This window comes from Streptomyces crystallinus (assembly GCF_039521265.1).
In the GTDB taxonomy this organism is placed as follows: Bacteria; Actinomycetota; Actinomycetes; order Streptomycetales; family Streptomycetaceae; genus Streptomyces; species Streptomyces crystallinus.
Genome location: NZ_BAAACA010000035.1, coordinates 19,490 through 42,441, shown reverse-complemented (window position 1 = coordinate 42,441; position 22,952 = coordinate 19,490). Strand labels below are relative to the sequence as shown.

Below are 22,952 nucleotides of genomic sequence, written 5' to 3'. Positions count from 1 at the left end.
TGTGACTAACCCTTCACTCCGGTGAGCGTGACACCCTCGACGAACGCCTTCTGCGCGAAGAAGAACACGAGGATCACGGGGGCCATGACCAGCACGGTCGCGGCCATGGTCAGATTCCAGTCGGTGTGGTGCGCGCCCTTGAAGGACTCCAGGCCGTAACTGAGCGTCCAGGCACCCGGGTTCTCCGAGGCGTAGATCTGCGGCCCGAAGTAGTCGTTCCAGGCGTAGAAGAACTGGAAGAGCGCGACGGCGGCGATGCCCGGCCTGGCCATCGGCAGCACGACCCGCAGCAGGGTCCGCAGCTCCCCGCAGCCGTCCACCTTGGCCGCGTCCAGGTACTCGTTGGGGATGGTCATCAGGAACTGCCGCAGCAGGAAGATCGAGAACGCGTCGCCGAACGCCATCGGGACGATCAGCGGCCAGAGGGTGCCGGACAGGTCCAGCTGCTTCGCCCAGAACAGGTACATCGGGATGATGATCACCTGGGGCGGCAGCATCATCATCGAGATGACCAGCATCATCGACAGATTGCGGCCGCGGAAGCGGAACTTGGCGAGCGCGTAGGCGACGGGGACCGAGGACACCACGGTCAGTACGGTGCCGAGTCCCGCGTACACGAGGGTGTTGCGCCACCAGGTCAAGAAGCCCGGGGTGTTCCAGACCGTCTTGTAGTTGGACCACTGCCAGTGGTCGGGGACCAGGTCGCGGGTGAGCGTCTGCTGGCCGTCCATCAGCGAGGTGAGCACGATGAACACGAACGGCAGCACGAAGAAGAGCGCCGCCGCGACCCCCAGGGCGTGTACGCCGATCCAGTGCAGCAGCGCCTTGCGGCGGGCCGTGCGGGCCGCCGGGGTCGTCGCCACCGGGGCGTCCAGTGCGTACGTCATGTCGGCCATCGGCCTAGTCACCTGCCTGGATCAGTCCGCCACGGCGCCGCATCAGCAGAGCGGTGAAGGCCATGGAGAGCGCGAAGAGGACCAGGGCGACCACACAGGCGGAGCCGTAGTCGAAGCGCTGGAAGCCGAGGTTGTACACCAGCTGCGGCAGGGTCAGGGTCGACTTGTCCGGGTAGCCGGGCTCGAACTGCTGCCCGGAGCTGCCGATGATCCCCGAGGCGACCTTTCCGGCCACCAGCGGCTGGGTGTAGTACTGCATGGTCTGGATGATCCCGGTGACCACCGCGAACATCACGATGGGCGAGATGTTCGGCAGCGTCACGAACCGGAACCGCTGCCAGGACGAGGCGCCGTCCAGCTCGGCCGCCTCGTACTGCTCCTTGGGCACGTCGAGCAGGGCCGCCATGAAGATCACCATCAGGTCGCCGACGCCCCACACCGCGAGCATGGTCAGCGCCGGCTTGGACCAGGCGGGGTCGGTGAACCAGTCCGGCGCCGGGATCCCGAGGTCGGACAGGACCGAGTTGACCGGCCCCGTACCGGGGTTGAGCAGGAAGACGAAGGAGAGCGTGGCGGCGACCGGCGGCGCCAGATAGGGCAGGTAGAAGAGCGTCCGGAAGACGCCGGTGCCAGTCTTGATCTTGGTGATCAGCAGCCCGATCCCGAGCCCGAAGACGACCCGGCAGGCCACCATCACCACCACCAGCCACAGCGTGTTGCGCAGCGCGGGCCAGAACAGCGGGTAGTCGTTGAAGACGTACGACCAGTTCTTGAACCCGTTGAAGGTGGGGTCGGCGAAGCCGTCGTAGTGGGTGAAGGAGAAGTAGACGGTGGAGATCAGCGGGTAGGCGAAGAAGACGCCGAAGCCGATCAGCCAGGGGGACATGAAGGCGGCGGTGCGCAGCGCCGCCCGGCGGCGCTTGGCGCGCAGTGTGTACGTGGTCATGGAGTGCTCCGCGGCGCTCGTCGGCCCGGGTCTACTTGGCCTGGTCGATGGCGGTGTCGATCTCCTTGGCGGTCTTCTCCAGACCGGCCTTGATGTCGCTCTGCTTGCCCTTCTCGACGTCGTAGCCGAGGTTCTGGACCGAGACCAGGTACTGGCCGCCGTTGACCGAGGCCGGGCTGGTGGTCGAGGCCGGGTTCTGCGCGATGTCCAGGAACGTCTTGAAGCGCGGGTCGTACTTCAGGTTCGGGGACTTCAGCGCCTCGAGCGTGGAGGGCACGTTGTGGATGGCGTTGGCGAAGTCCACCACCGCCCCGGTGTTCGTGGTCATGTACTTCACCAGCTCCCAGGCGGCGTTCTGCTTGCGGGAGGTGGCGGCGATCCCGGCGATGGTGCCGGTGATGTACCCCTTGCCGTAGCTCGCGGCCTGGTCGTCCGGGACGGGCAGCGGGGCCACCCCGATCTCGAACTTCGGCTTGGTGTCCTCGGCCATCCCCAGCCGCCACTCGCCGTCCAGCTGCATGGCGACCTGGCCCAGGTGGAAGGGGTGCTTGGCGCCGAACTCGTCACCGAAGCCGGAGCGGAACTTCTCCAGCTTCTGGAACCCGCCGAGGTCGTCCACCAGCTGCTTCTGGAAGGCGAGCCCCTTGGCGAAGGCCGGGTCCTTGGCGATGTTCGACCGGCCCTCGCTGTCGAAGTACGTGGGCGACCACTGCGCGAGGTAGTGCTCGGTCGTCGACTCGTAGCCGTGGTAGTCCGGCATGAACCCGAGCTGCTCGTACGAGTCGCCCCTGGCCTTGGTCAGCTTCTTGGCGTCGGCGGCGAACTGGCTCCAGGTCCTGGGCGGTTCGGTGATGCCCGCCGCCTTGAAGGCGTCCTTGTTGTAGTAGAGCGCGTAGGCGTCGCCGAGCAGCGGGAGCGTGCAGCGGGTGCCCTGGAACTGCGTGTACTCGTTCATCGCCTTCGGGAAGGTCTTCGCGGGGTCGATCCCGTCCTTCTTCAGGAAGGGGGCGAGGTCGACGAAGGCCTTGGACGAGCAGAACTTGCCGACGTTGTTGGTGCTGAAGGAGGAGACCACGTCCGGGGCGTTCGAACCGCCCGCGCGCAGCGCCTGGTTGATCTTGTCGTCGTTGATGTTGCCGACGACCTTCACATGGATGTTGGGGTGCGCCTTCTGGAAGGCGTCCACGTTGGCCTGGATCGACTTGACCTCCTCGGGGGCGCTCCACCCGTGCCAGAAGGTGATCGTCGTCTCCTTGGAGGCGTCGTCCTCGGCGGAGGAGCTGCTCTGGCCCGTACAGGCGGAGGCGAACAGGGCGAGGGAGGCGGTCACGGCGAGGGTGGCGGCCGGCGTGCGGCGGCGGGGGCTGTGTGCGGACATGGTGAAGTCTCCCGGGGCAGGGGATGGGGAAGGGGCGGGTGTACGGAGGCGGGTGGAGGGTTCAGCGCGAGGTGTCGAAGACCTCGTCACGGGTGGCCGCGAGGGCGCTCTCCAGCGCGCCGCGCAGTACGGGGTGGTGGCGCACCTCGCCGACGACGAGCCGCGGCCGGGAGGCGGCGAGCTCGCCCAGCTCGTGCTGGACCAGCGCGCGCAGGGGCTCGCCGCCCGCGGTGATCAGAGCGCCGGAGAGCACGACGAGTTCGGGGTCGAGCACGGCGACCATGGAGGCGAGGCCGGTGGCGAGGCCGGTCGCGAAGGTCTCCAGAAGGTGCCGCTCGGGCCCGCTCCGCTGCGTTCGTACGGCTTCGGAGGCGCGGGTGACCAGGGCGGTGGCGGCCTCGACGCACGAGCCGGCGGGGATGTCCGCGACGCCCAGCTCACGGGCGAGCCGGGGCAGCATCTGCCCGCCGGCCAGCTCCTGGAAGCCGCCGGAGTTCGCCTTGGTGACCTGCCGCACCAGCGGGGCGCCCGGCACCGGCAGGAAGCCGACCTCGCCCGCGCCGCCGGTGAAGCCGCGGTGCAGCCGGCCGCCGATGACGAGCGCGGCACCGAGCCCGCCCTCGTTCCACAGCAGCACGAAGTCCTCGTGGCCGCGGGCGGCGCCCAGGCGCTGCTCGGCGATGGCGGCGAGGTTGACGTCGTTCTCGTACTCGACCGGCATCGGCAGCGCGGCCGCGAGTTCGTCGAGCAGGGTGGGGGAGTGCCAGCCGGGCAGATGGGAGGCGTACCGCAGCCGCCCGGTGCCCGGGTCGAAGGCGCCGGGGGTGCCGATGACGACGCGGTGCAGATCGCCCCGGACGAGGTCGGCGGCCTTCACGGCGCCGTCCAGCGCGTCGGTGACCTGCCGCACCACGGACTCCCCGCCCCGGCGCCCCGGGGTGCGCACCTCGAACTCCCCGACCACGTCCCCGGCGATGTCGGCGACGGCGGCGCGGATCCGCTCCGGGGTGACGTCGAGACCCGCGACGTGCGCGGCCCGCGCGTTGACCGCGTACAGCTGCGCGTTGGGCCCCGGCCGCCCCTCGGTGGTCCCGGTGGCGACGACGAGCCCCGCCGCCTCCAGCCGGGCGAGCAGCTGGGATGCGGTCGGCTTGGACAGCCCGGTGAGCTTCCCGATCCGGGTACGGGACAGCGGCCCGTGCTCCAGGAGCAGATCGAGGGCGGCACGGTCGTTCATGGCGCGGAGTACGCGCGGCGTTCCGGGGGTAGTACCGGCCACGACGGCTGCACCTGCCCTTCGCGTCACTGTTAGGAAAGTTTCCTATCGGATGCAGTGAAGGTAGGGGGCGTTCACCGGGGCGTCAATGGTGTGGGCCCGGGGGTCTACCAAAGCGTTACGTGACGCACGACGGCCCCGGCGCACTGAGCACCGGGGCCGACCCGCGCCCCTCAGGGGCGCGGGGAACTGCGCGACCAGCCACGACGAGCCGGCAGCCCAACGACTACTTCGCCAGTCCCCCCGGAGGGATCGGCGCAGTGGCCAGCGACTGAGGAGAAGTCGGGTTGTTGAGGGCCGAGGGCGCGGCCACCGCCGCCGAGGGGTCCGGGGTCGGGTCCTCGGGCGGGAGCGGGGCGCCGCCCACTATGCGGATGCCCGCCGCGTCCAGCGCCTTCTTGATCCGCCAGCGCAGCTCCCGCTCCACACCCAGCGCCTTGCCCGGCATCGTCTTCGCCGAGACGCGGATCACCATCGAGTCGAGCAGGACCTCGTTGAGGCCCAGGACCTCGACCGGGCCCCACAGGCGCTCGTTCCAGGGCTCGTCCTTGGCCATGGACTCGGCCGCCTCCGTGATCGCCGCGCGGACCCGGTCCAGGTCCTCCGTGGGGCGGACCTGGACGTCGACGGCCGCCGTGGCCCAGCCCTGGCTGAGGTTGCCTATGCGCTTGATCTCGCCGTTGCGCACGTACCAGATCTCGCCGTTGTCGCCGCGCAGCTTCGTCACGCGCAGCCCGACCTCGACCACCTCGCCGGAGGCCACGCCCGCGTCGATCGAGTCGCCGACCCCGTACTGGTCCTCCAGAATCATGAAGACACCGGAGAGGAAGTCCGTGACGAGGTTGCGCGCGCCGAAACCGATGGCCACACCCGCCACACCCGCCGAGGCGAGCAGCGGCGCCAGGTTGATGTTGAGGACGCCCAGGATCATCAGGGCCGCCGTGCCCAGGATCAGGAAGGACGCCACCGAGCGCAGCACCGAGCCGATGGCCTCCGAGCGCTGGCGGCGGCGCTCGGCGTTGACCAGGAGGCCGCCGAGCGCGGTGCCCTCCACCGCCTGGGCGCTGCGGTTCATCCGGTCGATCAGCTTGGTCAGGGCCCGGCGCACCAGCACCCGCAGCACCGAGGCGATGATCAGGATGAGCAGGATCCGCAGCCCGATGGCGAGCCAGGTGGACCAGTTCTCCTCGACCCAGCCCGCGGCCTCCGTGGCCTGCTTCTGGGCGTCGTCGAGGGTGACCGGGGCGGTCGTCGGACCGGTGGGATCGGACGGGGATCCGGCGGCCAGTACGGCGGGCCAGTGCACGGCGGGAACCTCCAGGACTTGCGCTGCCGACAGTGCGAGGGCAGGCCAACCACACTAACGGGGCAACCCGTGTGCTTCGGTGCCGTGTTCGAGGGAGAGACGAGCCCGGCCCGGGGATGTAGGGGAGTGTGGTCGAAAACACTCCAAGGCCGTTACCCGGACGTGGTGGCGCTTCGACCAGCCATGAGGAGAGACTGAAGGCAGATCGTCCCGGCGCGAGCCACGCGCCGCCGGCGTACAAGGAGGCATCCACCGTGCCGCACGTCCTGGTCCTCAACGCGTCGTACGAGCCCCTCGGCGTCGTACCGCTCCGCCGCGCGCTCGTCCTCGTGCTCGAAAACAAGGCAGTCTGCCTAGAGGAATCCGGCGCCTTCATGCACAGCGCGACCCGGATCGTCCCCGCTCCCAGCGTGGTCCGGCTGAAGAGATTCGTACGGGTCCCCTACCGGGGGCCCGTTCCGCTGACCCGCCGTGCGCTCTTCGCGCGGGACGGCGGGCGCTGTATGTACTGCGGTGGCGTCGCAACCAGCGTCGACCACGTGATCCCGCGCAGCCGCGGCGGTCAGCACGTCTGGGACAACGTGGTGGCGGCCTGCCGCCGCTGCAACCACGTCAAGGCCGACCGGCACCTGCTGGAGCTCGGCTGGCGGCTGCGCCACCAGCCCGCCCCGCCCAGCGGTCTGGCCTGGCGCATCATCGGCACGGGGCACCGGGACCCACGCTGGCTCCCGTACCTCCAACCGTTCGGCGCGGACGACGCCCTGGCCCGGATCGACGGCATCTCAGCCTGAGACCGGGCCTTCGTCGTCCCTGGGGACCGGTCCGCCGGTCCCCGGCTCCGGCGTGTCCGGGCCCGCCCGCGAAAGCCCTACGGCGCCACGCCGTACGCCTCCACCGACCACAGCGAGTAGCCGTACGGGGTCGCCCGCGTCACTCCCTGCACCCGGATGAAGCGGACGTCGCGCGCGTCCATCCGCACCGCCTCCCGGCCGCCCCTCCCCTCCCGTACGGTCGCCGCCGTGCGCCAGGTGCGGCCGTCCGGCGAGACCTGCACGGTGTAGCCGCTCGCATAGGCGTCCTGCCAGGTCAGCACCACCAGACCGACCCGGCTCGGGGCCGCCAGCTCCGCCTGCCACCAGGCGTTGTCCTGCGCCGGGGAGGACCAGCGGGTCGACGGGTCGCCGTCGGCGGCCGCGCGCGCCGGGAACGCGGGCGTCTCGTCGCCCGACGAGGAGGCCGCGGCCCCGGCGATCAGATCGGGACCGGCCGTGCGCGGATGGGCCCGTACGGTCAGGACGCGCTCCTGCCCGGAGAAGACCACCGGCACCCGGTACTGGCCCGCCGGGGTGCCCGGCGCCACCGCCACCTCCACCGGCACGCTCGCCGCCGTGCCGCGCGGGACCGTGAGCGGGCCGCCGGGGACCCTGACGGTCAGGCCCCGCGGGGCCTTCGCGCTCAGCGCGCCCCGGACGTCCGCGGGCCGGGTCGACGTCAGCACGGCCGTCACCACCTGCGGCTTCCCGCCGATCTCGGCGTCGGTCTGGTCCCTGGCCAGCTCCAGACGGGCCCTGGGCTCGTCCGCGAACCACGGGACCAGATGCCGTACGGACCGCACGGAGGCGGTCGGTCCGGTCACCCGCACCGCGTCGGCGCGCACGCCCCGCGCGGCGCTCTGTGTCCAGCCGTCCGGCGACAGCGGCCCGAGGCTGCGCCAGCCCACCCCGGGCAGATGCACCTGCACCAGCGCCCCGCCCTCGGCCCAGGGCACCCGGCCGGGCCCGGGCCCCGGGCCCCACGCGGTGTCCGGCGCCGGCGGCGCGCCCGCCGTGGCCCAGGCGGGCGGCCCCGAGCCGGGGCCGACCAACGGGCTCTGCCCGGCGCCGGAGTCGTCCATCACCGTGACCGCCTCCACCGGGCGGACCCGGTCCAGGCGCACGGTGTACGCGTCCGGCGAGAGGGTGATGCCGCCGGGCGGCCGGTCCGCGCCCGTCCAGGTGGCCGACGCCTGCGCCGCCCGGGCCAGGAACGCGTCCAGGACGCCCTTGCCGATGGTGACCGAGCCGGTCGCGGCGGCCCGGCGCAGCGGCTCCAGGGCGAGCGTGGCCCGCCAGGCGGCCGCGCCGTCGCCGTGCGCCTGCGCCTGGAGCATGTCGACGGCCGTCTCCCCGGCCCGGCCGTAGCGGGCCAGCCGGTCGGCCCAGGGCCGTACCTCGTCGGCGAGCGCGCCGCTGCCCGCGAGCCGCGCGGGCGTCTGCCGCATCACCGTGAACGCCGCCCGCAGCCGCGCCGCCGCCCTGTCCCGCACCGGCGCGTCCGCCCCGCCGCGCGAGCTCCAGAACGCGTCGAGCAGCGGGCGCAGATACGCCGACTCGGCCTTGCTCAGCACCGAGGAGGAGTCGTTGCCCGCCAGCGCCGTCAGCGCCTCGCCGAGCCGCGCGTCGCCGCCCGCGAGGTCCGCGATCGCCGCCCGCCAGGACTCCTCCGGCTCGTAACCCTGCGGGTTCCAGGCGTAGTCGGCGGCCGTGAACAGCGGGATGCGGGAGGCCGAGGCCTGCGCCATCGCGTTGGCGAGCAGCGCGGCCGAGCCGGTGGCGACGGCGGGCTCGCGGCCCGTGTAGGGGCCGAGGAAGATCCGGCCGGGCGCCCAGTCGTTCACCGGGTAGTTGTCCATCGTCACCAGCGGATGCCCGAACGCGGCCCGGGCGCCCGCCAGTTCCCGTCCGGTGATGGTGCGCGGCACCACCCCGACGCCCGTCCAGGCGACCTGTACGCGCGCGTCGAGCCCGTCCGCGAGCGCGCCCCGGTAGGTGGTGGCGCCCTCCTGGTAGTACTCGGTCGGCATCAGCGACAGCGGCGGTGCGCCCGGGTGGCGCTCGGCCAGATGCGCGGCGACGGCGTTCGCCACGCGCGCGTGGGCGCGGGCCGCGGCGGCCGGCCCGCGCCCGAAGGTGTGCGCGTCCTGCCCGCAGTGCCACTCGCTGTAGCTGACGTCCTGGAACTGGAGCTGGAAGGCGCGTATGCCCAGCGCCCACATCGAGTCGAGCTTGCGCAGCAGCGCCTTGAGGTCCTTGTCGGAGGACAGGCACATCTCCTGGCCGGGCGCCACGGCCCAGGCGAGGGCGACGTGGTTGGCGGCGGCGCGGGCGGCGATCGCCCGGAAGTCGGCGCGCTGGGCGGCCGGGTAGGGGTCGCGCCAGCGGGCCAGGCGGTACGGGTCGTCGCCGGGCGCGTAGAGGTAGCGGTTCTGCTTGGTGCGCCCCATGAAGTCGAGCTGCTCCAGGCGCTGTTCACGGGTCCAGGGCTGCCCGTAGAAACCTTCCGTCGTGCCGCGCACGGCGGTGGCGGGCCAGTCGCGCACCCGTACGCCCGGCACGGTGGCCCCGCCCCGCCGGTCCTGCCCCAGGAGCTGACGCAGCGTCTGCACGGCGTGGAACAGCCCGTCCTCGCCGACCCCGTCGAGCGCGACCGTGTCCCGCCCGCCGACCCGGCCGGCCCCGATCCGGTAGCCGCCCGGCGGCAGATCGCCGCGCTCGGCCATCCGCAGGGCGCGCAGCGCGTCCTGCGCGCCGCTCCCGCCGACCCGGAACACCGGCCCGGCGCCCTTCAGTCCGTAGTGCAGGGTGGTGACTCCGGCCCGGTCCAGTACGTCCCCGAGCGCTGCCACCGCGTACGGGTCGGCGTCCGGGTCGGCGATCAGCACGGCCTCGGAGCCCAGGCGCAGCCCCGGTCCCGCCCGCTTGACGGACTGCGGCCGGGGCCAGACGGCCGGGGTGTCGTCCCGTACCTCCGACGCGCCGGTGGCGGAGGGCGGTTCGGGGGCCGCGGGCTCCACGGGAGCCGCGAGGGCGCCGGGCGCCGCACCGAGCAGCCCGCCGACGACGGCGGCCGCGACGGCGGCCACCCGCTTGCCACGCCCGACCTGCACGCCATCTCCTCGCCTGGGCGGGGACTTGTGACCCCGATGCGCTGGAGCGCCCCCGTGGGGCGCGGGGAACACCGCAACCGGACCCGAGCCCACCACCCCCACGCCAAACGTGTCAACGCGCGTGACTGTTGTGCCGGAATTGCCCGTTCCGGTGACCTGGGTCACATCGAGGCGGTGACGAGCGCGACTTGCCCCACGTTGTACGTCTGGGAGCCCGCCCACGGGGTAGGGCTGCTGTGTCCCCCGTTGCCGATCCTCGTGGAGCCCCCCGTGGCCGTCTCCGCCCTCGAACAGCCCCTGACCAGCGAACCTCCGCTGGCCGACGCCGAACCGCTGACCAGCGAGCCGCCCCTGACCGAGGCGGCGCCCCTGACCAGCGAACCGACCCCGGTGGCCGCGCCAGCCGGAGCCTGACGCCATGACCCTCGCCCGGCTCGCCGCCCTGCACGGCGTCGCCACCTCCTACGCCCCGTCGGCCGACCGCACCATCCCGGTCCCGGAGGCCACGGTCGTCGCCGTCCTCGCGGCGCTGGGCGTCGACGCGGCGACCCCCGAGGCGGTGGGCGCGTCCCTCGCCGCCGCCGAACGGGCCGCCGCCGAACGGCTGTTGCCGCCGACCGTCGTCCACTGGCACGACCCGGACCCGGCCCCGCCCCCGCCGTTCGCCGCCCTGCCGCCCGGCACCCGCGTCCGGGTCGAGACGGAGGACGGCGGGGAGGCCGACTGGACGGCGCCGGGGGCGAAGAAGGCGGACGCGCCCTGGCCCGCCCTGCCGCTCGGCGTCCACCGGGCCACCGCCCGCACCCCCGACGGCCGCACGGCCGCCGCCACCCTCGTCGTCGCCCCCGAGCGCACCCCCCAACCCCCCGCCCGCACCCACGGGTTCCTGGTGCAGCTCTACTCGCTGCTGTCGGCCCGCTCCTGGGGCATGGGCGACCTCGCGGACCTCGCCGAGCTCGCCGGCTGGGCCGGGCGGGCCGTCGGCGCCGGGTTCCTCCAGGTCAACCCGCTGCACGCGGCCGTCCCCGGCACCCCCACCGACCCGTCCCCCTACCGCCCCTCCTCGCGCCGCTTCCCCGACCCCGTACACCTGCGGATCGAGGACGTTCCCGAGTACGCCTACGTCACCGAGCGCAAGCGGCTCGACGAGCTGCTGAAGGCGGCGGACGCGCTGCGGCGCTCGGTGCTCGACGACGGCGAGCTGATCGACCGGGACGCGGTGTGGGCGCTCAAGCGCGAGGCCCTCGAAGCCCTGCACGGGGTGCCGCTGGCGCCCGGGCGGCGCGCCGCGTACTGCGACTACCTGGCCCACCAGGGCCAGGCGCTGGAGGACCACGCCACCTGGTGCGCGCTCGCCGAGCGGTACGGCTCGGACTGGACCCGCTGGCCGGGCGCGCTGCGCGACCCCCGCTCGGCCGCCACCGCCCGCGCCCGGCGCGAGCTCATCGACCGCGTCGACTTCCACACCCGGCTCGCCTGGCTCACCGACACCCAGCTCGCCGCCGCCCAGCGGGCCGCCAGGGACGCCGGGATGGCGGTCGGCCTCGTCCACGACCTCGCCGTCGGGGTGCACCCGGGCGGCGCCGACGCCTGGGCCCAGCAGCGCACCTTCGCCCAGGGCATGTCGGTGGGCGCGCCCCCCGACGCCTTCAACGCACGCGGCCAGGACTGGGGCCTGCCGCCCTGGCGCCCCGACGTCCTCGCCGCGTCCGGCTACGCCCCCTACCGGGGCCTGCTGCGCAATCTGCTGCGGCACGCGGGGGCCCTGCGCATCGACCACGTGATGGGCCTGTTCCGGCTGTGGTGGGTGCCCGAGGGCCAGGAGCCGACCGCGGGCACCTATGTGCGCTACGACGCCGAGGCGATGCTCGCCGTGCTCGTCCTGGAGGCCCACCGGGCGGGCGCGGTGGTCATAGGGGAGGACCTGGGCACGGTCGAGCCCGGGGTGCGGGAGGCGCTGAGCCGGCGCGGGGTGCTGGGCACCTCGGTGCTCTGGTTCGAGCGCGACTGGGAGGGCACCGGACGCCCGCTGCCCCCGGCCGACTGGCGCGCGGCCTGTGTGGCCACCGCCACCACCCACGACCTGCCCTCCACCGCCGCCCGGCTCACCGGCGAGCACGTCGGGCTGCGCCACCGCCTGGGGCTGCTCACCCGCCCGCTCGCCGAGGAGCAGGCCGAGGACGCGGCCGAGGTGGGGGAGTGGCTGGCGTATCTGGCCCGGCTGGGGCTGCTGCCCGAGGGCGCCCGGGGCGAGGAGGGCGCGGTGCGGGCGGTCTACCGCTTCCTGCTGCGCACCCCGGCCCGGATGGTCGGGGTGTGGCTGCCGGACGCGGTGGGCGACCGCCGGCCGCAGAACCTGCCGGGCACCTGGGACCAGTACCCCAACTGGCGCCTGCCGGTGGCCGGCCCCGACGGCCGCCCGCTCGCCCTGGAGGACGTGGTCGCCTCGCCCCGGCTGCACGGCCTCATGCGGGTGTTCGGGCCCGCCCCCGGCACCCCGGCACCGGGCGTGCGGACTCATACGGCACCCCCGGGCGCGCGCCCCACTTAGGCGTTCGCTACTTTTGCACTGTGGACAAGAAGAACACCCTGCGCGCCGGCGCCGTGGCAGCCGGTACGACGCTGATGATGCTGCTCATGTCGGCCCCCGCCCTCGCGGTCACCCGCGACGACGGCGACGACCCGGGCTCCGGCCTGAGCGTGTTCGACACGATCGGCCTGTACGTGATCGCGCCCATCGCGCTGTTCGCGGTCATCGCCGGTCTGGTCATGGTCCTCGACAAGTCGAAGAAGGCCTGACCGACCACGCTTCACGCGCGCTGAGGCGCCTGGCGGTACGAGTCCCACTCGTACCGCCAGGCGCCTTTCCGTTTTTCGCCGCCGACGGCCTCAGTGCGCCGAGAGCAGCTTGCGCAGCAGCGCGTTGAGCTGCTCGGCCTCCGCCGCGTCGAGCACTCCGTCCAGCACCTCGTGCTGCATCTCCAGACCGGCCGTCACCGACTCGTCGACGATCTCCCGGCCCTTCTCGGAGAGGGTGACGCGCAGCCCGCGCCGGTCGTTCGGGTCCGGGCTGCGGCTGAGCAGCCCGGCCTTCTCCAGCTTGTCCAGGCGCCCGGTCATCCCGCCGGTGGTGAGCATCGTGGTCGCCGAGAGCTGGCGCGGCGAGAGCGTGTACGGCTCGCCGGAGCGGCGCAGGGTCGCCAGCACGTCGAACTCGCCGCGCGAGATCCCGAAGCGCCGGTACTCCTTCTCGATCCGGTCGCCCATGGCCTTGGAGATGCGGTAGATGCGCCCGTAGACGGCCATCGGAACGGTGTCGAGGTCGGGGCGGACCGCCGCCCACTGCGCGGTGATGGCGTCGACGGGGTCACGGGGGGCGGGGTTCGCAGTCATGGGACCAGTATCCGAGCCGATTGGAACGGACGCAAGAAAGTTGCTTGACGAAAAGTAGCTTAGGAGTAAGCTACTCACCATGAAGCGAACCCAGAGCCGCATCGCCACCGTCGCCCTCACCGCCCTCGCCCCCATCTCCTGGGGCTCCACGTACGCGGTGACCACCGAGTTCCTCCCCGCCGACCGGCCGCTGTTCACGGGCATGATGCGGGCGCTGCCCGCCGGCCTCGCGCTGATGCTCGCCACCCGGCGGCTGCCACGGGGTGAGTGGTGGTGGAAGGCGCTGGTCCTCGGAGCCCTCAACATCGGGGCCTTCTTCCCGCTCCTCTTCCTCGCCGCCTACCGCCTCCCCGGCGGCATGGCCGCGGTGATCGGCTCGCTCGGGCCGCTGTGGGTGGCCGGGCTCGCCGCGGTCTTCCTGGGGGAGCGGCCGTCGCTGCGGACGCTGCTCACCGGGATAGCGGCGGCCCTCGGGGTCAGCCTGGTCGTCCTGAAGGCGACGGGGGCGCTGGACGCGGTCGGCGTCGTGGCCGGTGTCGCCTCGTCCGTGGCGATGGCCGCCGGAACCGTCTTCACCAAGCGGTGGGGGCGCCCCGAGGGGGTCGGCCCGCTGGTGCTCACCGGCTGGCAGCTCACCGCCGGCGGGCTGCTCATCGCCCCGGTCGCCTTCCTGGTGGAGGGCGCGCCGCCCGCGCTGGACGGCCGCAACCTCGCGGGCTACCTCTACCTCGCCCTGGTCAACACCGCCGTCGCCTACTGGCTCTGGTTCCGCGGCATCGGCCGGCTGACCGCCACCTCGGTCACCTTCCTCGGCCCGCTGTCGCCGCTGACCGCCGCCGTCATCGGCTGGGCCGCGCTCGGCCAGGCGCTCACCCCGGTGCAGCTGGCGGGCATGACGATCGCCTTCGGGGCGACGTTGGCGGGCCAGTACGTGCCGAGGGGGCGGGCGGCGAAGCGGGAGCGGGAGCTGGAGCCGCAGCCGGAGCTGGAGCTGGAGCTGGAGGCGGCGGCCGGAACGTTCACTTCCACTGAACGGATTGCTCAAAAGGATTCGATGGACGTGATGGTTGCGGCGGTGCGACGGTAGTCCGGCACCCACCCGCCGAACCGTCGAAGGAGCAGCGACCGCCGTGGCAGTCCTGGAGCGAGACCGCACCACCCGAACCCACGCGAGGGCGAGCCGGGCCACAGGCCCCGGACTCGCCCTCGCGGGCGTCGCGACCCTCGTCTGGTCCGGCAGCTTCGTCGCCTCCCGGGCCCTGCACGACTCGGTGCCCCCCGTCCAGGCCGCGTTCTGGCGCTGGGTCATCGCCTTGGTGGCGGTGGCGCCCTTCGCGGCCCGTGAGACCTGGCGCCAACGCGCCCTGATCCGCCGCCACTTCGGCTTCGTCCTGCTGGCCGCGCTGCTGGGCGTCACGGTCTACAACACCCTCGTCAACCAGGCCGGACTCTCCACCTCGGCGGGCAACATGGGCATGATCATGGCGGCGTCGCCGGTGCTGATGGCGGTGTACGAGCGGCTCGGCGGCGCCCGGCTCGGGGCGCGGCGCACCACCGGGATGCTGGTCGCCTGCGCCGGGGTGCTGCTCCTGATGAGCAAGGGCTCGCTCGTGCCGGACTTCGCAGCCGGGGACCTGTGGATGGTCGCCGCCGCCGTCTCCTTCGCCTCGTACAGCGCCCTGCTGCGCCGCCGCCCCGCCGGACTCGGCGGCCTCGCCTTCCTGTTCACCACGTTCGCGCTGGGTGCGCTGATGCTGGCGCCGGTGTACGGGGTGAGCCTCGCGGCGCAGGGCGGCTTCGCGGCGACGCCGGGGACGGTCGGGCCGCTGGTGTACGTGGGTGTCCTCTCCTCCGCGGTCGCCTTCTTCGCCTGGAACAAGGCGATCGCCCTGATCGGGGCGGCCCGCGCGGGCGTCGTCTACTACCTCCAGCCGGTGTGCGTGGCCCTGCTCTCGTACGCGCTGCTGGGCGAGGCGACGGGGGTGGCGGGACTGGTGTCGATGGGGCTGATCCTGGGCGGGGTGGTGGTGGGGTCGCGCCGGTAGGGCGCGTGGCTAGATTGAGGCCCATGAGCACGAAGGATCAGGGCGGGCGCGGGGAGTGCGGGGAGCCCGGGGGGACCGGGGGGCCTGGGGGGAACCCGTCCGCCAGGGCGTACGACTGGGACATCAAGAAGCTCCACATCCTGCGGACCCTGCGCGACCGGGGGACCGTGACCGCGACCGCCGAGGCGCTGCTGATGACGCCCTCGGCGGTCTCGCAGCAGCTGACCAACCTGGCGAAGCGGCTCGGGGTGACCCTCCTGGAGGCGGACGGCCGCCGGGTCCGGCTCACCGACGCAGCCCATCTGGTCCTGCGCCACGCCGAGGCGGTCTTCGCCCAACTGGAGCGGGCGGACGCGGAGTTGGCCGGGTATTTGCGGGGCGAGGCGGGCGTGGTGCGGGTGGGGGCGTTCTCCACGGCCGTGCCCGCGCTGGTGGTCCCGGCCGTCCTGCGGCTGCGGCGCAGCCACCCCGGCCTGGAGGTGCGGGTGCGGGAGGCGGAGGCGGCGGAGGCGTACGAGCTGCTGTCGGCCGGGGTGGTGGAGGTGGCCCTGTCGCTGGCGGCGCACGCCCCGAGCGCCCGTGACCCCCGCTTCACGGTGGTGCCGCTGCTTGCCGACCCGTTGGACGTGGCCCTGCCCACCGGCCACCCGCTCGCCGCCGAGCCGGACCTGCGCCTCGCCGACCTCGCGGCCGAGCCCTGGATCTTCGGCGGCAGCGGCCCGTGGTCCCAGATCACGACGGCGGCGTGCGAGGCGGCGGGGTTCGTACCGGAGCAGGCGCACAGCGCGGCGGGGTGGACGGCGATTCTGGCGATGGTGGAGGCGGGGATGGGCGTCGCCCTGGTGCCGCGGATGGCTGCGGTGTCGCGGGAGGGGGTGGTGATGCGGGAGCTCGGTGCGGAGCGGCGGCCGTATCGGCATGTGGTGGCGGCGGTGCGGCGGGGGGCGGAGGGGGCGCCGGGGGTGGACCGGTTGCTCTCGGCGCTGCGCGGGCTCTCCCCCACCCCGCCCCTTCCCTGAACCCTCCGGGGGACGCCCCCGGGCCGGGCTGCACCCCGCTGCGCGTTCGCCTGCGGCCCGTGGAGGGTTGCTCGCGCAGTTCCCCGCGCCCCTAGAAGCCGGGTGGCTGAGCTGGGTTCTCCGGCTGCGGCCGACTACCTAAGGGGCGCGGGGAACTGCGCGACCAGCCCCCCACCGGTCCGCAGGTGAACGTGTAGCGGGGTGCTGGGGCCGTAGGCCCCGCCCGGGGGGCTGGCGGAGCCCCCCCACCCGGCCGCCCGCCCAGGGCTTTAGGGAAGGGGCGGGGTGGGGGCAATGCACCCGTTACGACGACGCCGCCGCGTCCGCCTCCTGCGCCCGCAGCGCCCGCTCAACCCCCGCCCGGGACTCCGAGATCAGCCGGCGAAGGGCCGCGTTCGGCGCCGCCGAGGCCAGCCACGCGTCCGTCGTGTCGAGCGTCGCCTGCGACACCTGGAGCGAGGGGTAGAGCCCCGTGGCGATCTGCTGCGCGATCTCGTGGGACCGCGACTCCCACACGCCCTTCACCGCCGCGAAGAACTTCTCCGTGTACGGAGCGAGCAGCTCACGCTGGTCGACCTGGACGAACCCGCCGATCACCGCCTCCTGCACCGCGTTCGGCAGCGTGTCCCCCTCGACCACCGACGCCCACGCCTCGGCCTTGGCCTCGGCGGTGGGGCGGGCGGCCCGGGCGGTGGCCGCGTGGCGCTCGCCCGCGGCCGTACGGTCGCGCTCCAGCTCCGCCGCGATCGCCTTCTCGTCCAGTCGGCCCGTCGCCGCGAGGCGCTCCACGAACGCCCAGCGCAGCTCGGTGTCGACGGCCAGGCCGTCCACCGCCTCGGTGCCGTCGAGCAGCCCCTGGAGCAGGTCGAGCTGCTCGCCGGTACGGGCCGTGGCCGCGTACGCCCGCGCCCACGCCAGCTGGTGGTCGCTGCCCGGAGCCGCCGCGCGCAGCTGCTCGAGGGACGCCTCGGTCCAGCGGGCCAGGCCCGTCTCGCGCCACTCCGGCGCCGCGTACAGCTCGAGGGCGAGCTTGACCTGGCGGTGCAGCGACTGCACCACGCCGATGTCGGACTCCTTGGCGATGCCCGAGAGGACCAGCGCCAGGTAGTCGCGGGTGGCCAGCTCGCCGTCGCGGGTCATGTCCCAGGCCGAGGCCCAGCACAGCGCGCGCGGCAGCGACTCGGCGAAGTCGCCGAGGTGCGCGGTGACGACCTTCAGGGACTCCTCGTCCAGACGCACCTTCGCGTACGAGAGGTCGTCGTCGTTGAGCAGGACGACGGCCGGGCGGCGGGTGCCCGCCGGGAGCTCGACGGCCGTGCGCGCGCCGTCCACGTCCAGCTCGATGCGCTCGGTGCGGACCAGCTTGCCCGTCTCGTTCAGCTCGTAGAAGCCGATCGCGATCCGGTGCGGGCGCAGGGTGGGCTCGCCCTGGGCGCCGGCGGGCAGCGCCGGGGCCTCCTGGAGGACGGTGAAGGAGGTGATGACACCCTCGCCGTCGACCTCGATCTCCGGGCGCAGGACGTTGATCCCGGCCGTCTCCAGCCACGCCTTCGACCAGGTCCTCAGATCGCGGCCGGAGGTCTTCTCCAGCGCGCCGAGCAGGTCGGACAGGCGCGTGTTGCCGAAGGCGTGCGCCTTGAAGTACGCCTGCACGCCCTGGAAGAACTCGTCCATGCCGACGTACGCGACGAGCTGCTTGAGCACCGAGGCGCCCTTGGCGTACGTGATGCCGTCGAAGTTGACGAGCACGTCGTCGAGGTCGCGGATGTCCGCCATGATCGGGTGCGTGGACGGCAGCTGGTCCTGCCGGTACGCCCAGGTCTTCATGGAGTTGGCGAACGTGGTCCAGGCGTGCGGCCACTTCGAGCCCTCGGCGTACGCCTGGCAGGCGATCGAGGTGTAGGTGGCGAACGACTCGTTCAGCCACAGGTCGTTCCACCACTCCATGGTGACGAGGTCGCCGAACCACATGTGGGCGAGCTCGTGCAGGATGGTCTCGGCGCGCACCTCGTACGCGGCGTCGGTCACCTTGGACCGGAACACGTACTGGTCGCGGATGGTCACCGCACCCGCGTTCTCCATCGCGCCCGCGTTGAACTCCGGCACGAAGAGCTGGTCGTACTTGGCGAACGGGTAGTCGTAGTCGAACTTCTCCTGGAACCAGTCGAAGCCCTGCCGGGTCACGTCGAAGATCTCGTCCGCGTCGAGGAACTCGGCGAGCGAGGGACGGCAGTAGATGCCCAGCGGCACCGACTGCCCGTCCTTCTCGTACGAGGAGTGGACGCTGTGGTACGGGCCGACGATCAGGGCCGTGATGTAGCTGGAGATCCGGGGGGTGGGCTCGAAGACCCACACGTCGTCCACGGGCTCCGGGGTCGGCGAGTTCGAGATCACGGTCCAGCCCGAAGGGGCCTTCACGGTGAACTGGAAGGTCGCCTTCAGGTCCGGCTGCTCGAAGGAGGCGAAGACGCGGCGCGCGTCCGGGACCTCGAACTGGGTGTACAGGTACGCCTGGTCGTCGACCGGGTCGACGAAGCGGTGCAGACCCTCGCCCGTGTTGGTGTACGCGCAGTCCGCGACGACCTTCAGCTCGTTCGGGCCCGCCTGGAGGCCGGCGAGCGCGATGCGCGAGTCGGCGAAGACGGCGGCCGGGTCGAGCGCGGTGCCGTTGAGCACCACCTCGTGCACGGTGGGCGCGACGAGGTCGATGAACGTCTGCGCCCCGGCCTCGGCGGCCTCGAAGCGTACGGTGGTCACGGACCTGTAGGTCCCGCCCTGCTGCGCGCCGCTCAGATCGAGCTCGATCGCGTACGAGTCGACGCTCAGCAGCTCCGCGCGCCGCTGGGCCTCTTCACGGGTCAGATTCGTGCCAGGCACCCGGCCATCTCCTTCAGAAACTTCAGCTAGATCCATCAGATCGTGACGGTTCCGGCCATCCTTGCACGAGACGTCCCCGGCACGTACAGGGCTTTTGCCCGGCGGCCTCCAGGTCCGAATTCCGCCGGTGGCGGGCGGGGCGGCCCGGCAGCCTGGAGTCATGACCCAGACGACACAGTCCCTCGCGTACACCGCCCTGGCGATCTCGCCCGCCGCGCTCGACCAGCTCCGCGTCTCGGACGACGCCGGGCGCCCGTGCGAGCCCTTCATCGACGAGGAGGGCGGCGCGCCGCTGCGTTGCTGTCTGCGCCTGAGCGCGCCGGGCGAGCGCATCGCGCTCGTCTCGTACGCGCCGCTGCGGCGGTGGGCGGCGCGGACGTGGGCGAAGCCGGGGGCGTACGACGAGCAGGGCCCGGTGTTCATCCACGCGGCCTGCGACGGCCCGCGGGCCTTGGACAGCTACCCGTTCGCGCACGCGGGGGCGCTGCGGACGGTGCGGCGCTACGACGCGGAGGGCCACATCGTGGGTGGCCGCCTCCTGGTGATCCCGGAGGACGCCACCCCCGCGTACGAATCGGCCTTCGCGGAGGCCTTCGCGGACCCGGCGGTAGCACTGCTCCACGTCCGGGCCGTGGAGTACGGCTGCTTCCTCTACGAGGTGCGACGAGCTTGAGGCCCGGCCTTTGTCTGCGGCTGGGTGGGTGGCTGGCCGCGCAGTTCCCCGCGCCCCTTAGGCAGTCGGCTGCAGCCGGAGAAGCCAGCTCAGCCACGAGGCCTTTAGGGGCGCGGGGAACTGCGCGAGAAGCGGCCACGACTCGCAGACGAACGGGGCTTTTCAGGGGCGCGGGGAACTGCGCGAGCAACCGGTCACCGGCCCGCAGACGGACGAGGGTTTTCAGGGGCGCAGCCCCGCTCAGGGGTCCGGGGGCGCAGCCCCCGGGAGAACACCTCCGCCCCCTCCCACCCCCGGAGGGTTGAGGGAAGGGGCGGGGTGGGGCAAAGACAGCCCGTCAGGCGCGCAGCTCCGCCGCCACCAGCTCAGCAATCTGCACCGCGTTCAACGCCGCCCCCTTACGAAGGTTGTCGTTGGACAGGAACAGCGCGAGCCCGTGCTCCACGGTCTCGTCCACCCGAATCCGGCCCACATACGACGCGTCCCGCCCCGCGGCCTGAAGCGGAGTAGGAATCTCCGACAGCTCCACCCCCGGCGCCGAGGCGAGCAGCTCGTACGCCCGCTCCACCCCGATCGCCCGCTCGAACCGCGCGTTCACCTGGAGCGAGTGGCCGGAGAAGACCGGCACCCGGACGCACGTGCCGGAGACCTTCAGCCCCGGAATGCCCAGGATCTTGCGCGACTCGTTGCGCAGCTTCTGCTCCTCGTCCGTCTCGAAGGACCCGTCGTCCACGATCGACCCGGCGAGCGGCAGCACGTTGAAGGCGATCGGCCGCTTGTAGACGCCCGGCTCCGGGAACGCCACCGACTCCCCGTCGAAGGCCAGCTGGTCCGCCGTCTCGGCCACCGCGCACGCCTGGGTGTGCAGCTCCGCCACGCCCGCGAGACCCGAGCCCGACACGGCCTGGTAGGTGGTGGCGACCATCGCGGTCAGCCCGGCCTCCTCGTGCAGCGGCCGCAGCACCGGCATCGCGGCCATCGTGGTGCAGTTCGGGTTGGCGATGATCCCCTTGGGCCGGTCCTTGATCGCCTCGGGGTTCACCTCGGACACCACCAGCGGCACCTCGGGGTCGCCCCGCCACGCGGAGGAGTTGTCGATGACCACGGCGCCCTGCCCGGCGACCTTCTCCGCCAGCGCGCGCGAGGTCGCGCCGCCCGCCGAGAAGAGCACGATGTCCAGGCCGGTGTAGTCGGCCGTGGAGGCGTCCTCGATGGTGATCTCCCGGCCCTCCCACGTGAGGGTGGAGCCCGCGGAGCGCGCGGAGGCGAACAGGCGCAGCTCGTCGACCGGGAACTTCCGCTCGGCGAGGATGCTCCGCATGACTCCGCCGACCTGTCCGGTGGCTCCGACGATTCCGACCCTCACGGTGACTCCTTCTGTACGCGCAGGTAGGCGCATCTACGGCACGGGCGCTTCCATCATGCGTCGGCGCCCGGCGGACTTGTCCAATCCATTGTCCGGGGTGTGGGACGGCACACGGCCGACCCGGACCACCACCGGACCACTAAGCGGGAGACCCCTTCCCACTTGTGACGAGTTCATGGCAGCTCTATTGCATCCGCGCCGGAATGCCCCCGGACAGCCTTTTCGCCGGTTACGGTCCTGCCAGTCGAGGCCGATAAACGGTCACCAGCACCCGTATTCCGGAGGAACCCCGTGCGCGTATCCCGCCGCACCCGGGCCATAGCGGTCCTGGCCGCAGCCCCCGTACTCCTGGCGGCCGCCAGTCCCGCCGTCGCCCACTCGCACGACCGCAAGGACCCGCAGAAGCAGGCGGAGCGGCTCGCCAGGAAGCTGGTGGCGCAGTCGTCGGGGGAGAGCGCCTACCGCCACCTGGAGCAGTTCCAGAAGATCGCCGACGCCAACGGCGGCAACCGCGCGGCCGGCACCCCGGGCTTCGACGCCTCGGCGGCGTACGTCTACGGCCAGCTCAAGAAGGCGGGCTACGACGTCGCGTACCAGGACTTCGACGTGTACGAGTCGAAGACCCTGCGCGAGAAGCTCTCGGTCGTGGCGCCGGAGCCGCGTGAGCTGAAGACGACCGTGTTCGACTACAGCAAGGCGTCCCCGGCCGGCGGTCTCACCGCCCAGGTCAAGGCGGCCCGCGTCGACGCCACCCCGGGCTGCGAGCTCGACGACTACGCGTCGGGCTCCTTCGCCGGGAAGATCGCCCTGGTCAAGCGCGGCAACTGCACCTTCGTACAGAAGGAGGCCGTCGCGGCCCAGGCGGGCGCCGCCGGGATCATCCTCTACAACCACTCCGGCACCACCCCCGTCCACGGCACCGTGAGCGACCCCGCCAACGCGCACATCCCGGCCACCGGTATCTCGCTGGCCGACGGCGAGGCGCTGGCCGCGCAGGTCGCCAAGGGCGACGTCACCGTCACCCTGGACGTCGCCACCGAGGCGATCGCCCACAAGACCCGCAACGTCGTCGCCGAGACCCGCAACGGCGACCCGGACAGCGTCGTCGCGCTCGGCAGCCACCTCGACTCCGTCAAGGCCGGGCCCGGCATCAACGACAACGGCTCCGGCTCGGCCGGTCTGCTCGAGGTCGCGCTGAAGCTCGCCAAGGAGACCAAGCAGACCAAGAAGCACCCCAAGCCGCTCGCCAACAAGGTGCGGTTCGCCTGGTGGTCGGGCGAGGAGCTGGGGCTGCTGGGCTCCGAGCACTACGTCAAGTCCCTGACGGAGAAGCAGAAGCAGCAGATCAAGCTGTACCTCAACTTCGACATGATCGCCTCGCCCAACCCGGCCCAGCTCGTCTATGACGGCGACAACTCCGACAACACGGGCGCGGGCGCCGGCCCGGCCGGCTCCGCCCAGATCGAGCGGCTGATCAACGGCTTCCTCGACAAGAAGCGCGTCCCGCACTGGGGCACCGACTTCGACGGCCGCTCCGACTACGGCCCCTTCATCGAGCAGGGCATCCCGGCGGGCGGCACCTTCACCGGCGCCGAGGGCCTCAAGACCGAGGAGCAGGCGGCGAAGGCGGGCGGCACGGCCGGGCAGCCCTACGACGCCAACTACCACGCGGCCGGTGACACCCTGAAGAACATCGACAAGAAGTACTTCGACCTCAACGTCGACGTGATCGCCCACGCGGTGGGCACCTACGCCCAGGACCTGAGCTCGCTCAAGGGCTGAGCCGCACGCGACCGTACGAAGGGGCCCGGCGTTCGTCACGAACGCCGGGCCCCTCCGTGTGTCACTCAGC

The 22,952-nt window shown here is 72.7% G+C and carries 18 protein-coding genes; 9 read left to right on the top strand and 9 right to left on the bottom strand.

What is annotated here, in order from left to right; all coding sequences use genetic code 11:
* Nucleotides 1–5: 5 nt before the first annotated feature.
* From ABD236_RS24370 to ABD236_RS24350, 5 genes are all read right to left on the bottom strand, one after another.
* On the bottom strand, nucleotides 6–887 hold the full coding sequence (locus ABD236_RS24370; RefSeq protein WP_344077102.1) for a carbohydrate ABC transporter permease: 882 nt from the start codon (nucleotides 885–887) through the stop codon (nucleotides 6–8).
* A gap of 13 nt (nucleotides 888–900) precedes the next feature.
* On the bottom strand, nucleotides 901–1,842 hold the full coding sequence (locus ABD236_RS24365; RefSeq protein ID WP_344076768.1) for a carbohydrate ABC transporter permease: 942 nt from the start codon (nucleotides 1,840–1,842) through the stop codon (nucleotides 901–903).
* A 31-nt stretch (nucleotides 1,843–1,873) separates the two neighbouring features.
* Nucleotides 1,874–3,220, bottom strand: a complete 1,347-nt coding sequence (locus ABD236_RS24360) for an ABC transporter substrate-binding protein (protein ID WP_344076764.1) — start codon at nucleotides 3,218–3,220, stop codon at nucleotides 1,874–1,876.
* A 61-nt stretch (nucleotides 3,221–3,281) separates the two neighbouring features.
* Nucleotides 3,282–4,499 carry an ROK family transcriptional regulator gene (locus ABD236_RS24355; protein WP_344076762.1) on the bottom strand — a complete coding sequence of 406 codons (1,218 nt, stop codon included), beginning with the start codon at nucleotides 4,497–4,499 and terminating at the stop codon, nucleotides 3,282–3,284.
* 223 nt (nucleotides 4,500–4,722) lie between these two features.
* Nucleotides 4,723–5,802 carry a mechanosensitive ion channel family protein gene (locus ABD236_RS24350; protein ID WP_425543937.1) on the bottom strand — a complete coding sequence of 360 codons (1,080 nt, stop codon included), beginning with the start codon at nucleotides 5,800–5,802 and terminating at the stop codon, nucleotides 4,723–4,725.
* Nucleotides 5,803–6,056: 254 nt separating this feature from the next.
* Here ABD236_RS24350 and ABD236_RS24345 point away from each other — a divergent pair, with 254 nt between their 5' ends.
* On the top strand, nucleotides 6,057–6,593 hold the full coding sequence (locus tag ABD236_RS24345; protein ID WP_344076760.1) for an HNH endonuclease: 537 nt from the start codon (nucleotides 6,057–6,059) through the stop codon (nucleotides 6,591–6,593).
* 77 nt (nucleotides 6,594–6,670) lie between these two features.
* On the opposite strand, the gene ABD236_RS24340 is transcribed toward ABD236_RS24345, so the two are convergent.
* Entirely contained in the window at nucleotides 6,671–9,727 is a 3,057-nt protein-coding gene (locus ABD236_RS24340) for a glycoside hydrolase family 84 protein (RefSeq protein WP_344076758.1), read from the bottom strand.
* A 231-nt stretch (nucleotides 9,728–9,958) separates the two neighbouring features.
* On the opposite strand from ABD236_RS24340, the gene ABD236_RS24335 reads away from it, so the two are divergent.
* From ABD236_RS24335 to ABD236_RS24325, 3 genes are read left to right on the top strand one after another with little or no spacing between them, the layout of a single operon-like run.
* Nucleotides 9,959–10,141, top strand: a complete 183-nt coding sequence (locus tag ABD236_RS24335) for a hypothetical protein (protein WP_425543944.1) — start codon at nucleotides 9,959–9,961, stop codon at nucleotides 10,139–10,141.
* Nucleotides 10,142–10,145: 4 nt separating this feature from the next.
* Entirely contained in the window at nucleotides 10,146–12,278 is a 2,133-nt protein-coding gene (malQ, locus tag ABD236_RS24330; RefSeq protein ID WP_344076755.1) for a 4-alpha-glucanotransferase, read from the top strand.
* Nucleotides 12,279–12,298: 20 nt separating this feature from the next.
* Nucleotides 12,299–12,526 carry a hypothetical protein gene (locus tag ABD236_RS24325; protein ID WP_101388341.1) on the top strand — a complete coding sequence of 76 codons (228 nt, stop codon included), beginning with the start codon at nucleotides 12,299–12,301 and terminating at the stop codon, nucleotides 12,524–12,526.
* A 90-nt stretch (nucleotides 12,527–12,616) separates the two neighbouring features.
* Here the strand turns inward: ABD236_RS24325 and ABD236_RS24320 are convergent, their stop codons facing one another.
* Nucleotides 12,617–13,120 (bottom strand): MarR family winged helix-turn-helix transcriptional regulator, encoded by a 504-nt coding sequence (locus tag ABD236_RS24320; protein WP_344076752.1) that lies wholly within the window; start codon nucleotides 13,118–13,120, stop codon nucleotides 12,617–12,619.
* A 79-nt stretch (nucleotides 13,121–13,199) separates the two neighbouring features.
* Here ABD236_RS24320 and ABD236_RS24315 point away from each other — a divergent pair, with 79 nt between their 5' ends.
* From ABD236_RS24315 to ABD236_RS24305, 3 genes are read left to right on the top strand one after another with little or no spacing between them, the layout of a single operon-like run.
* Entirely contained in the window at nucleotides 13,200–14,207 is a 1,008-nt protein-coding gene (locus ABD236_RS24315) for an EamA family transporter (RefSeq protein WP_344076750.1), read from the top strand.
* A 52-nt stretch (nucleotides 14,208–14,259) separates the two neighbouring features.
* Nucleotides 14,260–15,165 (top strand): DMT family transporter, encoded by a 906-nt coding sequence (locus tag ABD236_RS24310; protein WP_344077095.1) that lies wholly within the window; start codon nucleotides 14,260–14,262, stop codon nucleotides 15,163–15,165.
* Nucleotides 15,166–15,188: 23 nt separating this feature from the next.
* Nucleotides 15,189–16,184 (top strand): LysR family transcriptional regulator, encoded by a 996-nt coding sequence (locus ABD236_RS24305; protein WP_344076748.1) that lies wholly within the window; start codon nucleotides 15,189–15,191, stop codon nucleotides 16,182–16,184.
* 303 nt (nucleotides 16,185–16,487) lie between these two features.
* On the opposite strand, the gene pepN is transcribed toward ABD236_RS24305, so the two are convergent.
* On the bottom strand, nucleotides 16,488–19,061 hold the full coding sequence (gene pepN / locus ABD236_RS24300; protein WP_344076746.1) for an aminopeptidase N: 2,574 nt from the start codon (nucleotides 19,059–19,061) through the stop codon (nucleotides 16,488–16,490).
* Between the two features lie 160 nt (nucleotides 19,062–19,221).
* On the opposite strand from pepN, the gene ABD236_RS24295 reads away from it, so the two are divergent.
* The gene (locus ABD236_RS24295) at nucleotides 19,222–19,734 is read left to right on the top strand and encodes a DUF1203 domain-containing protein (RefSeq protein WP_344076744.1); all 513 of its coding nucleotides are present in this window, start codon (nucleotides 19,222–19,224) and stop codon (nucleotides 19,732–19,734) included.
* A gap of 337 nt (nucleotides 19,735–20,071) precedes the next feature.
* On the opposite strand, the gene ABD236_RS24290 is transcribed toward ABD236_RS24295, so the two are convergent.
* Nucleotides 20,072–21,100: an aspartate-semialdehyde dehydrogenase gene (locus ABD236_RS24290; RefSeq protein ID WP_344076742.1), complete on the bottom strand. Its 1,029-nt coding sequence runs from the start codon at nucleotides 21,098–21,100 to the stop codon at nucleotides 20,072–20,074.
* A 291-nt stretch (nucleotides 21,101–21,391) separates the two neighbouring features.
* Between ABD236_RS24290 and ABD236_RS24285 the strand changes: the two genes are divergently transcribed.
* Nucleotides 21,392–22,882: a M28 family metallopeptidase gene (locus ABD236_RS24285; protein WP_344076740.1), complete on the top strand. Its 1,491-nt coding sequence runs from the start codon at nucleotides 21,392–21,394 to the stop codon at nucleotides 22,880–22,882.
* Nucleotides 22,883–22,952 lie beyond the last annotated feature (70 nt).

Bases quoted from the DNA above. Each gene is read 5' to 3' on its own strand.
- ABD236_RS24370 (WP_344077102.1), bottom strand. From the start codon at position 887: ATGACGTACGCACTGGACGCCCCGGTGGCGACGACCCCGGCGGCCCGC.
- ABD236_RS24365 (WP_344076768.1), bottom strand. From the start codon at position 1,842: ATGACCACGTACACACTGCGCGCCAAGCGCCGCCGGGCGGCGCTGCGC.
- ABD236_RS24360 (WP_344076764.1), bottom strand. From the start codon at position 3,220: ATGTCCGCACACAGCCCCCGCCGCCGCACGCCGGCCGCCACCCTCGCC.
- malQ (WP_344076755.1), top strand. From the start codon at position 10,146: ATGACCCTCGCCCGGCTCGCCGCCCTGCACGGCGTCGCCACCTCCTAC.
- ABD236_RS24320 (WP_344076752.1), bottom strand. From the start codon at position 13,120: ATGACTGCGAACCCCGCCCCCCGTGACCCCGTCGACGCCATCACCGCG.
- ABD236_RS24315 (WP_344076750.1), top strand. From the start codon at position 13,200: ATGAAGCGAACCCAGAGCCGCATCGCCACCGTCGCCCTCACCGCCCTC.
- ABD236_RS24305 (WP_344076748.1), top strand. From the start codon at position 15,189: ATGAGCACGAAGGATCAGGGCGGGCGCGGGGAGTGCGGGGAGCCCGGG.
- ABD236_RS24295 (WP_344076744.1), top strand. From the start codon at position 19,222: ATGACCCAGACGACACAGTCCCTCGCGTACACCGCCCTGGCGATCTCG.